Source organism: Streptomyces sp. NPDC005302 (genome assembly GCF_040607345.1).
Classification (GTDB): Bacteria; Actinomycetota; Actinomycetes; order Streptomycetales; family Streptomycetaceae; genus Streptomyces.
In genome coordinates this window covers 153,288-167,754 of record NZ_JBEXGN010000011.1, presented here as the reverse complement: position 1 = coordinate 167,754, position 14,467 = coordinate 153,288, and the positions used below count along the sequence as shown (strand labels likewise).

The following is a 14,467-nucleotide window of genomic DNA, read 5'->3' as shown; positions in this document are numbered from 1 at the left end:
CCACAACGTGACTGAGATCGAGATCGGGCGCGGCAAGCGCGGCCGTCGGGCGTACGCCTTCGACGACATCGCCGTCGTCCCGAGCCGCCGTACGCGGGACCCGAAGGAGGTCTCGATCACCTGGCAGATCGACGCCTACCGCTTCGACCTGCCCTTCCTGGCGGCCCCGATGGACTCGGTCGTCTCACCGGCCACCGCGATCCGTATCGGCGAGCTGGGCGGCCTGGGCGTCCTGAACCTGGAAGGCCTCTGGACGCGGTACGACGACCCGCAGCCACTGCTGGACGAGATCGCCGAGCTGGACGCGGAGACCGCGACACGCCGCCTCCAGGAGATCTACGCGGCTCCCATCAAGGAGGAGCTGATCGGCCAGCGCATCAAGGAGGTGCGCGACTCCGGGGTCGTCACCGCCGCCGCGCTGTCCCCGCAGCGCACCGCGCAGTTCTCCAAGGCCGTCGTCGACGCGGGCGTGGACATCTTCGTCATCCGCGGTACGACGGTGTCCGCCGAGCACGTCTCCGGTGCCGCCGAGCCGCTGAACCTGAAGCAGTTCATCTACGAGCTGGACGTCCCGGTGATCGTCGGCGGCTGTGCCACGTACACCGCGGCCCTGCACCTGATGCGCACCGGCGCGGCCGGCGTCCTCGTCGGCTTCGGCGGCGGCGCCGCGCACACCACGCGCAACGTCCTGGGCATCCAGGTCCCGATGGCCACCGCGGTCGCCGACGTCGCCGCGGCCCGCCGTGACTACATGGACGAGTCCGGCGGCCGCTACGTGCACGTCATCGCCGACGGCGGTGTCGGCTGGTCCGGCGACCTCCCCAAGGCGATCGCCTGCGGCGCCGACTCGGTGATGATGGGCTCCCCGCTCGCGCGCGCCACCGACGCGCCGGGCCGCGGCCACCACTGGGGCATGGAGGCGGTGAACGAGGAGCTGCCGCGCGGCAAGAAGGTCGACCTCGGCACCGTCGGCACCATCGAGGAGATCCTCACCGGTCCGTCGCACATCCCGGACGGCTCGATGAACATCTTCGGTGCCCTCCGCCGGGCGATGGCGACCACCGGCTACAGCGAGCTCAAGGAGTTCCAGCGCGTCGAGGTGACGGTCGCGGACTCGCAGCACAAGCGGTAGTTCCGGCGCTCGCACGCCGTAGGTGAGAAGGGCCCGACCACCGTCCGGTGGTCGGGCCCTTCTCGTGTCCGCGGAGTCCGTCAGCCGCTGGTCAGCAGTTCGGCGACGCTCGCCAGCATCAGGACGATGCCGCCGAGGCCGACGGCCGTCCCGAACGCCCGGAAGCCGAATGCGGTGACCCATCTGACCGGCTCCGAGAGGTCACCGGTCGACGCGGCACGCAGGTCGTGGCCGCGCTGCTGGGAGGCTTCCATCGCTGTGGCGGAACCCCGCACGTTGAAGGCGACCCAGCACCCGGCCACCGTCGCCGGCAGGCCGAGCACCATCAGGAACACATAGCTGGGCATCCTCAGAGCCCGGCCTTGCGCGTGCTCCGGAACGCCACGTAGGCCGCGATCGCGAAGAAGACGAAGGTCAGCGGGTCGGCCTCGGCCTTCCATGCCTCCTGGACCACGTCGAAGTGATCGAAGAAGACCTCGTTGAAGCCGACACCGAGCTGCTTCGCGCCGATCATGGCCTCGCCGATCAGCTGGCCGAGGTAGATCGAGGCGACCGAGACGATGACGCTGAGGACCGGCAGGGTCTGGTTGCGTCCGCCGAGGCGGCCCGCGGCGATGCCGACCAGGAAGCCGACGCCGACCGCCGCGTAGCCGATCTCGTGCTTGGTGGCGCCGATGATGACGCCGTACAGGATCGCGGAGATCAGGCCGGCGCCGAGCGCGGCGACGGCGCCGAGCGCCAGGTTGTTGCGCACCGGTGCGGCCGGGGCGACGGGCGCGACCGGGAAGCCCGGCTGGGGCGCGCCCTGCGGACCGGCCTGCTGCGGGAAGCCCTGCTGCGGCGCGGTCGGCTGGCCGGGCTGACCCGCGTACGGGTTGTTCTCGACGGGCGCGGCGGGCTGGCCGGCGTACGGGTTGTCGACCGGCGGACCGGGCGGCGGCGTGGTCTGGCTCATGTGGGATCCCCCCCAGGGATGTGAGCGCACCGGTGTGGTGCGCTGGACGCGTTCGCGCACACGTGCGGGACGCCCGGGGCGCGGGCGCACTTGTGTGCGAGAGCTGCCGCAGATTAGCAGGCGGGAGTGACAATCCGTGAGGGGAATTTCCCGGGTCAGAGCCGGTGTGCCGCGCCGGTCGGGGTCGCTCCTCTTGTGTCCAGGAGGAGTTGGGCCTTCACAGACAGTCCTTGCAGGTCGTAGGTGCGGTGCTGCTGCAGCAGGATCGTCAGGTCGGCGTCGGCCGCGGCCTCGTAGAGGGAGTCCGCGCGGGGTACGGGCCGGCCGAGGACGCTCCAGGCGGGGACGTGCGGGTCGTGGTAGCTGACGGACGCGCCGAGTTCCATCAGGCGTACGGCGATCTCGTGGGCGGGGGCGCCCTGTTGGTCGGCGACGTCGGCCTTGTAGGTGACGCCGAGGAGGAGCACGCGCGCGGCGCGGGCCGACTTGCCGTGCTCATTGAGCAGGGTGGCGGCGCGCTGGATGACGTACTGGGGCATGTGGCTGTTGACCTGCTGGGCCAGCTCGACCATCCGCAGGGGACGGCCGGAGTGTCCCGCGAGGTCCTGGGGGATCCCGTGGCCGCCGACGCCGGGCCCGGGCCGGAACGCCTGGAAGCCGAACGGCTTGGTCTCCGCGCACCGGATGACGTCCCACAGGTCGACGCCGAGGTCGTTGCAGAGCACGGCCATCTCGTTCACGAGGGCGATGTTCACGTGCCGGAAGTTGGTCTCCAGGACCTGCACGGTCTCCGCCTCACGCGGGCCACGCGCGCGTACGACCTTGTCGGTGAGGCGCCCGTAGAAGGCGGCCGCCGATTCGGTGCACGCGGGCGTGAGGCCGCCGATGACCTTCGGTGTGCCGGCCGGGGTGATGTCGCGGTTCCCGGGGTCGACGCGGCTGGGCGAGTACGCGAGGTGGAAATCGCGCCCCGCGCGCAGGCCGGAGCCGGATTCGAGGAGCGGACGGAGGAAGTCCTCCGTCGTGCCGGGGTGCACGGCCGATTCCATGATCACCGTGGTGTGCGGCCGCAGCTGGGCGGCGAGGGTGCGGGCCGCGGTCTCCACCTGGGCGAGGTCGAGGCTGCCGTCCGCGCCCCGGGGGGTCGGCGCGCAGATCACGGCGGTGCGGACGCGGCCCAGCTCGGCCGCGTTCGCGGTCGTCCGGAAGCCTCCCGAGAGCATCCGGCGCAGCTCGGCGGGGGTCAGGGAGCCGCCTTCCGGCCCCGTTTTGTAGCCGACCGTGGAGATGCCGGCGGCGACAGCGGCCTGGGCCAGGGGCAGGCCGAGATGACCGAGTCCGATGACGGCGAGGTCTGCGGGCATGGAGTGGGCCGTCCTTCCCAGTAACCGAAGCGGGACAGGTGCGCAAGCCCTGTGGACAGGATGGGCGAGAGCAATGTCAGACTAGGAGTAAATATGACCGATTTGCGGGATTGTCCGCCCAAGATTCCCTACGAGTCGCCGAGTGTTGTCCACAGGCTGAGGATGGACGGTGGCCGATGAGGGGCAAGACGGTCAGACTTGGGCAGGGGGGATGTGAGCCGGGCGTCGCCCGGCAGGTGCGGCCAGCGCGACAACAGCGGGAGGCAGCGGTGAGGACAGCGACACTGGGGCCGGCGGAGCGAGCCGAGTCACTGGCGGGAATGGCCGAGCGGGAGCTGGACGTGCTGGTGGTGGGCGCGGGTGTGGTCGGCGCGGGCACCGCTCTGGACGCCGTGACACGCGGCCTGTCCACCGGCCTGGTCGAGGCGCGTGACTGGGCCTCCGGGACGTCGAGCAGGTCCAGCAAGCTGATCCACGGAGGGCTGCGCTATCTGGAGATGCTCGACTTCGCGCTGGTGCGTGAGGCGCTGAAGGAGCGCGGCCTGCTCCTCGAACGGCTGGCGCCGCACCTCGTGAAGCCCGTCGCGTTCCTGTACCCCCTGCAGCACAAGGGCTGGGAGCGCTTGTACGCGGGTTCGGGCGTCGCCCTGTACGACGCGATGTCGATGGCCCGCGGCCACGGACGCGGCCTGCCCACCCACCGCCACCTCTCCCGCGGCCACGCCCTGCGCGTCGCCCCGGCCCTGAAGAAGGACGCCCTGGTCGGCGCCCTCCAGTACTACGACGCCCAGATGGACGACGCCCGCTATGTCGCGACCCTGGTGCGCACGGCCGCGGCGTACGGCGCGAAGGTCGCCAACCGCGCCCGGGTCACCGGCTTCCTCCGCGAGGGCGAGCGGGTCGTCGGCGCCCGGGTGCGCGATGTCGAGGGCGGCGGCGAGTACGAGATCCGCGCCAAGCAGATCGTCAACGCGACGGGTGTATGGACCGACGACACCCAGGCGATGGTCGGGGAGCGCGGTCAGTTCCACGTCCGCGCATCCAAGGGCATCCACCTCGTCGTGCCGAAGGACCGGATCAACTCCTCCACGGGACTGATCCTGCGCACCGAGAAGTCCGTGCTCTTCGTGATCCCGTGGGGCCGCCACTGGATCATCGGCACCACCGACACCGACTGGGACCTCGACAAAGCGCACCCGGCGGCGTCCAGCGCCGACATCGACTACCTGCTGGAGCACGTGAACTCGGTGCTCTCCGTCCCCCTCACCCGCGACGACGTCGAAGGCGTGTACGCGGGGCTCCGGCCGCTGCTGGCCGGGGAGTCCGACGCCACCAGCAAGCTGTCGCGCGAGCACACCGTGGCCCACCCGGTGCCGGGACTCGTCGTGGTGGCGGGCGGCAAGTACACGACGTACCGCGTGATGGCCAAGGACGCCGTGGACGAGGCGGTGCACGGGCTCGACCAGCGTGTCGCCGAATGCGTCACCGAGGAGACCCCGCTGGTGGGAGCCGAGGGCTACCACGCGCTGTGGAACGCGCGAGCACGGATCGCGGCCCGCACCGGCCTCCATGTGGTGCGCGTCGAACACCTGTTGAACCGTTACGGGTCGCTCGCCGAGGAACTCCTCGACCTCATCGTCGAGGACCCGACGCTCGGTGAGCCGCTGCCGGCCGCCGAGGACTACCTCCGGGCCGAGATCGTCTACGCCGCCTCGCACGAGGGCGCCCGTCACCTCGACGACGTGCTGACCCGGCGCACCCGCATCTCCATCGAGACGTTCGACCGCGGTACCCGCAGCGCCCGCGAGGCCGCCGAGCTGATGGCGCCGGTCCTCGGCTGGGACAAGGACCAGATCGAGCGCGAGGTCGAGCACTACCAGAAGCGCGTCGAGGCCGAGCGCGAGTCGCAGCGTCAGCCGGACGACCTGACGGCGGACGCGGCGCGGCTGGGAGCGCCGGAGATCGTGTCGTTCTGACCGGCGTGGGACACGGGTGAGGGGCGGCCTCCCGACGGAGCCGCCCCTCACCCGTGCCCGCACGGTCGTTGCCCGCCGGTTCCCGCTCCTGTCACTCGAAAGTGTGCCGTGAGCTGGGATCTTCGCCCGCGGGCCGGCCGTTCTACGGGGTGCGGGGACAGAACTCGGCGGCGAGCACGGCCGGTTCGAGTGCCGGGTCCGTGACCCCGCCCGTGTTCACCCGGAAGGTGAGGACACGACGACCGTCGAGGGTGGCCGCGCTGCGCACGTAGCTGCCGGAGATGCGGCCGTTGTGTCCCCACACCGTGGTCCCGCACGGCAGCTTCACCGGGAACAGCCCCATGCCGTACGCGCCGTGTGCGGCACGGGTGTCGAGCATCTCGCGCAGCCAGTGCGAGGGCAGCAGCCCGCCGCCGAGCAGTGCCGCGTAGAAGCGGTCCAGGTCGGCGAGCGTGCTCACCAGCTCACCCGCCGCGCCGGCCACGCGCGGGTCGAGCTCGGTGACGTCGGAGCCGTCCGCGGTGTACGCGCGTCCGTGCGGCAGGGGAAGGGAGACGCGGGCACCCGGGAAGGAGGTGCCGGTCAGACGGAGGGGAGTGATGATGCGGCGTTCGGCCTCGGACGCGTACGAGCGGCCGGTGACCTGCTCGACGACCATGCCGAGCACGACGTAGTTGGTGTTCGAGTAGGCGAAGCGGCCGCGGCCGCTGGAGGGATGGGTGATGGCGAGACGTACGGCCTGAAGCGGTGTCAGGGGGACCGTGCCCCCGGTGTCCGAGGTGAAGTCGTGGAGGCCGCTGGTGTGGCGGAGCAGGGCGCGCAGAGTGATGCGGCGGCCGTCGTTGCCCACGCCGCGCACCAGCTCGGGCAGGTGGTCGTCCAAGGAATCGGACAGGGACAAGCGGTGTTCGGCGGCGAGTTGCAGGACGACCGTCGCGACGAACGTCTTGGTGATGCTTCCCGCGCGGAAGTGGTCGGCTCGGGCGATGCCGTCACCCGCGCTCGCGAAGCGTGAATCTGACCCCTCGTCGGCGAGCAGCGCGGCGGCCGGAGCACCGCCGCGGGTCACCAGGCGGGCGAGGGCGGTGTCCGAGGCCGGGGTGACGGGGCCCTGCGAGGAGGCGAGGACCGGTTCCAGCAGGCCGGTTTGGGCCATGCCGAGGAGGGCCAGGGACACGGGTATCGCCAGGAGTGTCCGAGGTGTCCGGGGTTGCGGCATCGGCCAGGACCTCCTTGTCGCGGCCCATCATGGGGGACGTTTCTGTGCGGGAGGCCAGGTGGGACGCGTGTGCGGGGCTGCGGGGGCCGGACGGTCGCCCTGGGCGGGGTGTGACTGCTGTGAGGGCGTCGGCGGGGGCCGGACGTCTCACTGGCTGAGCTGTTGCGGTTCCAGGGGCCCCCAGGGCGTCGGGCACTTGTCGGGTGAGGGACAATGAAGGCTCTGTCAGGGCGGGTTGCATGAGGGGACGCATGTCGGAGGCGGAGCGGGCGGGAGCATCCCGTCAGGACAAGAGCGAACGTCTCCTCGCCGGGCGGTACCGGCTGGGGGATGTTCTCGGCCGCGGCGGCATGGGCACGGTGTGGCGCGCGCAGGACGAGACCCTGGGCCGCACGGTCGCCGTGAAGGAGCTGCGGTTCCCGTCGAGCATCGACGACGACGAGAAGCGCCGGCTCATCACGCGCACGCTGCGGGAGGCCAAGGCGATCGCGCGGATCCGGAACACCGGCGCGGTCACCGTCTTCGACGTGGTCGACGAGGACAACCGGCCCTGGATCGTCATGGAGCTCATCGAGGGCAAGTCCCTCGCCGAGGCCATCCGTGAGGACGGCGTGCTCACGCCGAAGCGTGCCGCCGAGGTGGCCCTCGCCATCCTCGACGTGCTGCGCGCGGCGCACCGCCAGGGCATCCTGCACCGGGACGTGAAGCCGTCGAACGTGCTGATGTCCGACGACGGCCGGGTCGTGCTCACCGACTTCGGTATCGCGCAGGTGGAGGGCGACCCGTCCATCACCTCGACCGGCATGCTCGTCGGAGCGCCCTCTTATATCTCGCCCGAGCGGGCGCGCGGTCACAAGCCGGGGCCCGCCGCCGACCTGTGGTCGCTGGGCGGACTGCTGTACGCGTCGGTGGAGGGCGTGCCGCCGTACGACAAGGGTTCCGCGATCGCGACGCTCACCGCCGTGATGACGGAGCCGGTGGAGCAGCCGAAGAACGCGGGCCCGCTGGAGAGCCTGATCTATGGTCTGCTCGCCAAGGACCCCGAGCAGCGGCTCGACGACGCGGGCGCCCGCGCCCTGCTGAACGAGGTGCTGCGCGAGCCCGAGCCGAAGGCCGCCGAGCCGGAGCCGATGGACGCGACGAAGGTCGTGACCCTGCCGCCGGTTCCTGAGCAGGGTCTGGGACGGCGGAGTTCGGGCAGCGGTAAGGATTCCGGAGCCCGGAAGGGCGAGGAGGCGTCCGAGCGGTTGCGCGGGGCGCTGAGGTCGGTGCGCAAGGCCGCGTCGGCGGCCGGGGCCGCCACCGCCGCGGCGACGACGCGTGCGAAGAGCACGGGCGGGTCGGAGACCTCCGGTGCGCGCAACGCGTCCGCGACGTCTGGTTCCGACGAGGGCAAGAGCAAGAGCAAGAGCAAGGACATCGCGTCCGGTTCGGCCGCAGCCGCAGCCGCAGCCGCAGCCGCTGACGTCGCGGTGGCGTCCCCGTCCGCGGGACTGCCCGGGCCGGCGTCGGACAAGGCCGAGGACACCGGTCGTGACGGTTCGTCGGTGAACTCCAGTTCGTCCGGGGATGCCGGTGCGGCGGGTGCCGCCGGTACGCGCACCACCTCCGGATCCGGTTGGCCGGTTGCCCCCGAGCGGCCGCCGCGGCCGGTGCCGAGGGCGCCGCTGACGGACGTCGTGCCGCGGCGCACGCTGGTGATCATCGCCGTGGTCGTGGCGCTGGCGGTGCTCGGCACCGTGCTGGCCCTCACCCTCGGCGGCGGGGACGACAGCGGCACGAAGGACAACAAGGGCGGCGCCAAGCCGGCCGCGTCCAGCGGAGCGAGCGCCGGAAGCGGCAAGGGCGGCGACACCAAGAGCGACGACAAGGGCAAGGACTCCGAGCACACCGACAGCGGTGACACCTCGGGCTCCGGCTCGGACTCCGGCTCCGGCTCGAAGGAGTCCTCGGGCACCACGTCGGATCCGAGCGCGGGCGCGTCCGACGGTTCGGGCGGCGACGGCAAAACGTCCGGTTCCACGGCGGAGTCGACGTACAAGAGCGGTCAAGGGTTCTCGATAGGACTGCCGAAGGGCTGGAAGTACCAGTCGGCGGACGCCGCCGGGGCGCGGTTCTCCGGGCCCGACGGACAGAAGCTCCTCGTCGGCTGGACGACGACGCCCAAGGACGACCCGGTCGCGGACTGGCGGAATCAGGAGCGCTACATGACGCGCTCCCAGTACACGCGCCTGCGCATAGAGAAGGTGGACTACCGCGGCTGGAACACGGCCGACTGGGAGTTCACCTACGTGGACGGCGGCACCAAGTACCGGTCGATAGACCGAGGTTTCGTTGTGAACGCGCATCAGGGGTACGCGTTGATGTACACGGCGAAGGCCTCCGCCTGGGACAGCACTCTGCGCAAGGAGACGTGGAAGACGCTGAGTCAGACGTTCCAGCCGAAGTCATGACGTACCGCTCGCCGAGGTGACGTTCCGCCACGGATGGACGGCCTGAGATCTCGCATCACCGCTCTGCGGGTTGCCTCGGGCACGTATCGTGAGTGGTTGCGGACCGTACGAAGCCGTAACGGGACGCAGGGCGAACGGAATTGACCGACCGGTCGGCTGGGGGAGGCATCGTGGACGAATACGCGGGACGAGTACTCGCGGACCGTTACCGCCTGCCACTGCCGCCGTCCGACGAGTACGAACTCGCCGAGAGCCGGGCCTTCGACACGTACAGCGGGCAGGAAGTCCTGGTGCGGCAGGTGCCGTTGCCGGAGGTCGTCGAGGCCGAGATGCTCGACGCGGACGGCCTGCCCGAGGGGTTCGTCGCGCGGGACGGCGGAGCCCGGCGGGCGTCCGCGCGCACCACCCGCCGGCCCGCCGAGCCGGCCGTGCGGCGGGCGATCGAGGCCGCCCAGGCCGCCGCGCAGATCCCCGACCACCCCCGTCTCGACCAGGTCTTCGACGTGTTCGCCGAGGGCGGGTCGCTGTGGATAGTCAGCGAGTTGGTGCCCGCGAGGTCGCTGGCGGCCCTGCTCGCCGAGAAGCCGCTCAGCCCCTACCGCGCCGCCGAGGTGGCCTCCGACGTCCTGACCGCGCTGCGCGTCCTGCACGCGCACGGCTGGGTGCACCGGAACATCACCGCGCGCACGGTTCTCGTCTGCGACGACGGCAGGGTGTTGCTGACCGGACTCGCGGCGGGAGCCGCGGAGGAGGCGCTGTGCGGGTACGACCCGGTGCCGGTCCGCGAGGACGACCTCGGTGCCGGGCCCGGCTCCGGTCCCGGAGCGGGGACGGGCACCGAGAGCGTCGCACGACGCGGCTTCGCGGGGGCCGCGGGACAGCCGGGGCCCGGCGGCCAGGCGGGACCGGGAGCGCAGCGCGGCGCCGGTGACCGGAGCGGTCCGCGCGGGCACGGCCCCGCGGGCGGGATCGGATTCGGAGGCGGCACCGCGCACGGGGTCGCCGTCGCGGCCACCTCCGGCGCCGCCGCGGAGGAAGCCCGCCGCGCGGCCATCGAGGCCCGCGCCGAGCAGGGCACACCCGTACCGGGCCGGCCCGCACCAGGAGCCCCCGCCCGGGGCCCGCGCGCTCTCGAAGCGGGCGGCCCCGCCCGTCCCACAGCCCGGCGGACGGAGCCCGGCGGACCGGCCGAGGCGTCGGAGGCGGGCGGCCGGGCGGACGGTCCCGGAGGCGACATCCGTGCGGCGCGCGCCGGAGCCATCGCCGCGTACCGCGCTGGAGCGCGTGCCGCCGCCCGCGTGCAGGAGGAACAGCGGGGCGACCCGCTCGCCCTTCCGGCACCCCGGCCCGAGGCCGGCGGCGAGCGGACCGGAGAGACCGAGGCGCACGGGCAGCAGCCCCGGCAGGGTCCGTACGGGCAACCCCGTCAGCAGGGGCAGTACGACACCGCTGCCCCGGCGCAGCAGGGCCAGGAGTACGACCCGTCGGACCCCCGGCAGGCCCAGGGGTACGGCCCCTCGGCCGATCCGCAGCAGACCCAGGCGTACGGCGTGCCCCAACTGCCCGCCCAGGCCGGGCAACAGCGTCCGCCCACCGCGCCCCCCGGTCAGATAGCCGACCCGTACGGGGTCGGCGGTGCCGGCTGGCACGGCGCGCAGCCGCGCTCCGCGCGAGCCGTCGGCGGCGGCAACGGCGGGGACGCCGGCCAGGGACGCCCCCCACTGCCCGGCGGAACGGCCGGGAGGCCGGACCCGGGGGCCACCGGCTACGCCAACCCCGCGCTGGGACCGGCGCAGCAGGCCTCCGCCACGGAGTACGGCGGCCGTCCCGGCGTGCCCGGGTCCGCGGGCGCCCCCGACAGCGGCCGGACGCAGGGCGACCGGGTTCCCGAGGGCTGGATCCCCGACGACAGCCACGGACCCGGTGGCCTCCGCGCCACTCACGTCCCGGGTCAGCAGCGTGGTTTCATGGACTCCGGCCACACCCGGGTGCCCGGTGCCTCCCCGGCCGCGCCGGTCCCGGATCACACCCGCGCTCCCGGAGCTCCCGAGCTCGCCGTCCCCGCCTCGCGCGGCACGCAGGGCGCGAGCGGTGGCTGGGGTGAGCTGGTCGCCGGTGCGCCGCCGCGCCGCGGCCCGGCCACCGCGCTCGCCGCCGAGCGGGCGCGGCAGGCACGGATGGCCGTGGTCGGGCCGGTCACCGAGCGCTGGGCGCCGGAGCAGGCCGGACCCGTCCACGAGAACTGGCAGCTGGCGGCCCCCATCGGACCCGCGACCGACCTGTGGGCGCTGGGCGCCCTGCTCTTCCGGGCCGTACAGGGCCACGCGCCCTACCCGGAGGAGAACACGGCCGAACTGGTCCAGCTGGTGTGCGCCGAGCCGCCCGCCTTCGCCGAGGAGTGCGGCCCGCTGCGGCCCGTCGTCGAGTCGCTGCTGCGTCAGGACCCCACCGAGCGGCTGGACTTCGAGGAGCTGCGCGGCTGGCTGCGGTCGCTGGTGCGCTCCGCGCCGGAGCCCGAGGCCGGGGCGCATGTCGTGGCCGCGCCGCCCGTCGACCCGAGCCGGCTGCCGATCGTCCGGCGGCGGGGCGAACTGGTGCGCAGGCGCCGCGCCGGACTGCCCGCGACCAGCCCGCACGCCCGGCACAAGCGCGCCAAGCGGGAGGGCTCCGGCAAGCCGCGGAGCCTGGGGCGCAACCTGGTCCTGCTGGTGCTGCTCCTGCTGGTCGCGGCGGTCGCGTACGCGATGGTCTTCCTGCCCAAGTCCGGTGAGGGCGGCACGGACGACCAGGGCACCGGTGCCGTCGGGCAGGTCAGCCCCGCCCCCGACACCAGTGGCGGCACCGACGCGAGCAGCGAGCCGCGACCCGACCAGACCTCGCCGTCGGCCGACAAGAGCCCTTCGGGGAAGGCGAGTTCGACCTCCGGCGGCAGTACGGACGATCCTGATGTGGCGCAGGGCTTCACGCTCCGCAAGGACCCCGCGGGATTCCGGGTCGCCGTGGCGGGCGGCTGGGTCCGTACGCCGAAGAACGGACGCGGCCAGGTCGTCTACTCCCACGGGGACTTCGAGCTGATCGTCGTTCCCGGCCGGGACGGCACGAGCACGTTCGGCAGCGACCCGATGACGTACCAGCGCGAGAGCGAGAAGGAGTTGCAGCCCTTCCGTGACTCGACGTGGGCCACGTCCAGCGGGATGCGGCGCATCGACGTGGGCGGCCGGGTGATGGCCGAGGGACAGTTCACCTGGCAGGACTCGGCGGGGCGCTCGCTCTACGTACGCAACCTCGCGATCATCGTCGGCGGCCACTACCACGTGGTGCAGCTGCGCGGCCCGGAGGCCGAGCGCGACGAGGTGACCCGGCTGTACGAGCAGGCCGCCGACACCTACCAAGTCACCGGCTGAGCAAGCCCGCTGACCGTCCGACACGGTCTCACGACCCGCCGGGCCGCGTTCAGGCAGCTGAGGACGGCTGAACACCGGACGGTTCCCTCCCGTACACGGAAGGGAGAACCGTCACAGTGCTGTCTCCGTACGACCCCGCTTGTTCCCTGTGCGGTGACCGATCTTTAGTCTGACCCTGTCAAGACCATTGCGGGGAAACGTGAATCAGATGCAGGGCCTGCTCCTTGCGGGCCGCTACCGGCTTGTGGACTCCATCGGCAGCGGTGGCATGGGCCGGGTGTGGCGTGCGCACGATGAGGTGCTGCACCGCACGGTCGCGGTCAAAGAGCTGACCGCCGCGCTGTACGCCGCCGAGGGCGACCGTGCCCGGCTGCTCGCCCGTACGCATGCCGAGGCGCGGGCCGCGGCCCGGATCAACCACTCGGCCGTCGTCACCATCCACGACGTGCTGGATCACGACAACCGGCCCTGGATCGTCATGGAGCTGGTCGAGGGCAACTCGCTGGCCGACGAGGTCAAGGACCGGGGCCGGATCGAACCGGCCGAGGCGGCGCGGATCGGGCTGTGGGTGCTGCGTGGGCTGCGCGCCGCTCACGCCGCCGGCGTGCTGCACCGTGACGTGAAGCCGGGCAACGTCCTGCTGTCGCCCGACCGGCGTGTGCTGCTCACCGACTTCGGGATCGCGCAGGTCGAGGGCGACACGACCATCACCCGCACCGGCGAGATCGTCGGGTCCGTCGACTACCTCGCGCCCGAACGGGTGCGCGGCCACGATCCCGGCCCGTCCTCCGACCTGTGGGCCCTCGGGGCCACGCTGTACACGGCGGTGGAGGGACGCTCGCCGTTCCGGCGCACCTCCCCGCTGACGACGATGCAGGCGGTCGTCGACGAGGAACCCGAGCCGCCGCGGAACGCGGGTGCGCTGGAGCCGGTCATCGCCGCGTTGCTCAGCAAGGACCCCGAGGCCAGGCCCGGTCCCGCGGAGGCCGAGGAGATGCTCGCCGAGGCCGCCGAGGGCCGCCGCCCGCGGACGGCGCAGGCCCACGTACCGACGGCCCGGCACACCGACACGCGGGTGGAGCCGAACGCGGCCCGGGGGAACGGACCCGGCGGGAGCGGGACTTACGGGGGTGGCACCCAGGGGGGCGGGACCCACGGTGGTCCGTCCTACGGAGGTCAGCCCTATGGGCCGTCCGGTACCGGAGGGGGAGGTCCCGCCGGGACCGCGTACCAGCCTCTGCCCGCGCCCGGCGGCCCGGTTCCGGGCAAGCGGCGGCGCGGCCGTACCGTCGCGCTCGTCCTGGTCATGGCCGCGCTGGTCGGCGGCGGCGGTGCCGTGGTCATGCGGTACGCGGACGACTGGCGGCACGACGACACCTCCTCCGCCTCGACGGGCGGGAGCAAGGGCACCGGCACCGGCGACAAGCCGACGCCCTCGGACAGCGCTTCCAAGGCACCGGCCGACGGTCTGCCGAAGGGCTGGGTACGGGTGAAGGATCCCCTGGGCTTCCGCCTCGCCGTGCCCGGCAAGGACTGGGTACGGAAGGTCACCGGTTCCCAGATCGACTACACCCCCGACGGCGGCCAGCACTTCATCCGCATCGCCATCGACGACTCACCCGACTTCGACGATCCGTACCGCCATCAGCTCGACCTGGAGCAGCAGGTCAAGAAGCTGAAGGACTACGCGAGCTCGAGTCTCCAGGCCAACACCTTCCGGGACTGCCGCGGCTCCCTCTGGGACTTCACCTGGACCGCCGAGGAGGGCAAGACCGACTTCCCCGGGCCGCGCCGCGCCATCGAGGAGACCTACATCTCCCGCAAGGGCGTCGAGTACGCGATCTACATGTCCTCGCCGCTGGAGGACTGGATCGTGACGCGTCAGCAGTTCGGCGCGGTGCTGCGCAGCTGGGACGAGGCCGGATAACACCCACGGCGACGACACCGCTCCGGAGGGTCTCCGT

General features: G+C 72.6%; 9 protein-coding genes. 5 read left to right on the top strand and 4 right to left on the bottom strand.

Going from position 1 to position 14,467, the window contains the following annotated elements; translation table 11 throughout:
* Nucleotides 1–7: 7 nt before the first annotated feature.
* Nucleotides 8–1,132 (top strand): GuaB3 family IMP dehydrogenase-related protein, encoded by a 1,125-nt coding sequence (locus ABZT74_RS18975; RefSeq protein WP_355876986.1) that lies wholly within the window; start codon nucleotides 8–10, stop codon nucleotides 1,130–1,132.
* Between the two features lie 80 nt (nucleotides 1,133–1,212).
* Here ABZT74_RS18975 and ABZT74_RS18970 read toward each other — a convergent pair whose 3' ends face one another.
* From ABZT74_RS18970 to ABZT74_RS18960, 3 genes are all read right to left on the bottom strand, one after another.
* The gene (locus ABZT74_RS18970) at nucleotides 1,213–1,479 is read right to left on the bottom strand and encodes a hypothetical protein (RefSeq protein WP_356171175.1); all 267 of its coding nucleotides are present in this window, start codon (nucleotides 1,477–1,479) and stop codon (nucleotides 1,213–1,215) included.
* Between the two features lie 2 nt (nucleotides 1,480–1,481).
* Nucleotides 1,482–2,087 carry a hypothetical protein gene (locus tag ABZT74_RS18965; protein WP_356171172.1) on the bottom strand — a complete coding sequence of 202 codons (606 nt, stop codon included), beginning with the start codon at nucleotides 2,085–2,087 and terminating at the stop codon, nucleotides 1,482–1,484.
* A gap of 155 nt (nucleotides 2,088–2,242) precedes the next feature.
* Entirely contained in the window at nucleotides 2,243–3,451 is a 1,209-nt protein-coding gene (locus ABZT74_RS18960) for a nucleotide sugar dehydrogenase (RefSeq protein ID WP_355876980.1), read from the bottom strand.
* Nucleotides 3,452–3,720: 269 nt separating this feature from the next.
* On the opposite strand from ABZT74_RS18960, the gene ABZT74_RS18955 reads away from it, so the two are divergent.
* Nucleotides 3,721–5,427, top strand: coding sequence for a glycerol-3-phosphate dehydrogenase/oxidase (locus ABZT74_RS18955; protein ID WP_355876978.1), 1,707 nt, complete (start codon nucleotides 3,721–3,723; stop codon nucleotides 5,425–5,427).
* Nucleotides 5,428–5,569: 142 nt separating this feature from the next.
* Here the strand turns inward: ABZT74_RS18955 and ABZT74_RS18950 are convergent, their stop codons facing one another.
* On the bottom strand, nucleotides 5,570–6,646 hold the full coding sequence (locus tag ABZT74_RS18950; RefSeq protein ID WP_356171169.1) for a serine hydrolase domain-containing protein: 1,077 nt from the start codon (nucleotides 6,644–6,646) through the stop codon (nucleotides 5,570–5,572).
* A 251-nt stretch (nucleotides 6,647–6,897) separates the two neighbouring features.
* Here ABZT74_RS18950 and ABZT74_RS18945 point away from each other — a divergent pair, with 251 nt between their 5' ends.
* The 3 genes from ABZT74_RS18945 (at nucleotide 6,898) to ABZT74_RS18935 (ending at nucleotide 14,430) form a co-directional block, all read left to right on the top strand.
* Entirely contained in the window at nucleotides 6,898–9,099 is a 2,202-nt protein-coding gene (locus tag ABZT74_RS18945) for a serine/threonine-protein kinase (RefSeq protein WP_356436367.1), read from the top strand.
* A 170-nt stretch (nucleotides 9,100–9,269) separates the two neighbouring features.
* Nucleotides 9,270–12,503, top strand: coding sequence for a protein kinase (locus tag ABZT74_RS18940; protein ID WP_356436292.1), 3,234 nt, complete (start codon nucleotides 9,270–9,272; stop codon nucleotides 12,501–12,503).
* 208 nt (nucleotides 12,504–12,711) lie between these two features.
* A complete protein-coding gene (locus ABZT74_RS18935) occupies nucleotides 12,712–14,430 on the top strand; it encodes a serine/threonine-protein kinase (protein WP_356436364.1) in 1,719 nt (572 codons plus the stop codon).
* Nucleotides 14,431–14,467: the final 37 nt, after the last annotated feature.

What these genes read in the sequence shown, in the direction of transcription:
- ABZT74_RS18970 (WP_356171175.1), bottom strand. Translation starts at nt 1,479, where the DNA reads ATGCCCAGCTATGTGTTCCTGATGGTGCTCGGCCTGCCGGCGACGGTG.
- ABZT74_RS18950 (WP_356171169.1), bottom strand. Translation starts at nt 6,646, where the DNA reads ATGCCGCAACCCCGGACACCTCGGACACTCCTGGCGATACCCGTGTCC.
- ABZT74_RS18960 (WP_355876980.1), bottom strand. Translation starts at nt 3,451, where the DNA reads ATGCCCGCAGACCTCGCCGTCATCGGACTCGGTCATCTCGGCCTGCCC.
- ABZT74_RS18935 (WP_356436364.1), top strand. Translation starts at nt 12,712, where the DNA reads ATGCAGGGCCTGCTCCTTGCGGGCCGCTACCGGCTTGTGGACTCCATC.
- ABZT74_RS18965 (WP_356171172.1), bottom strand. Translation starts at nt 2,087, where the DNA reads ATGAGCCAGACCACGCCGCCGCCCGGTCCGCCGGTCGACAACCCGTAC.
- ABZT74_RS18945 (WP_356436367.1), top strand. Translation starts at nt 6,898, where the DNA reads ATGTCGGAGGCGGAGCGGGCGGGAGCATCCCGTCAGGACAAGAGCGAA.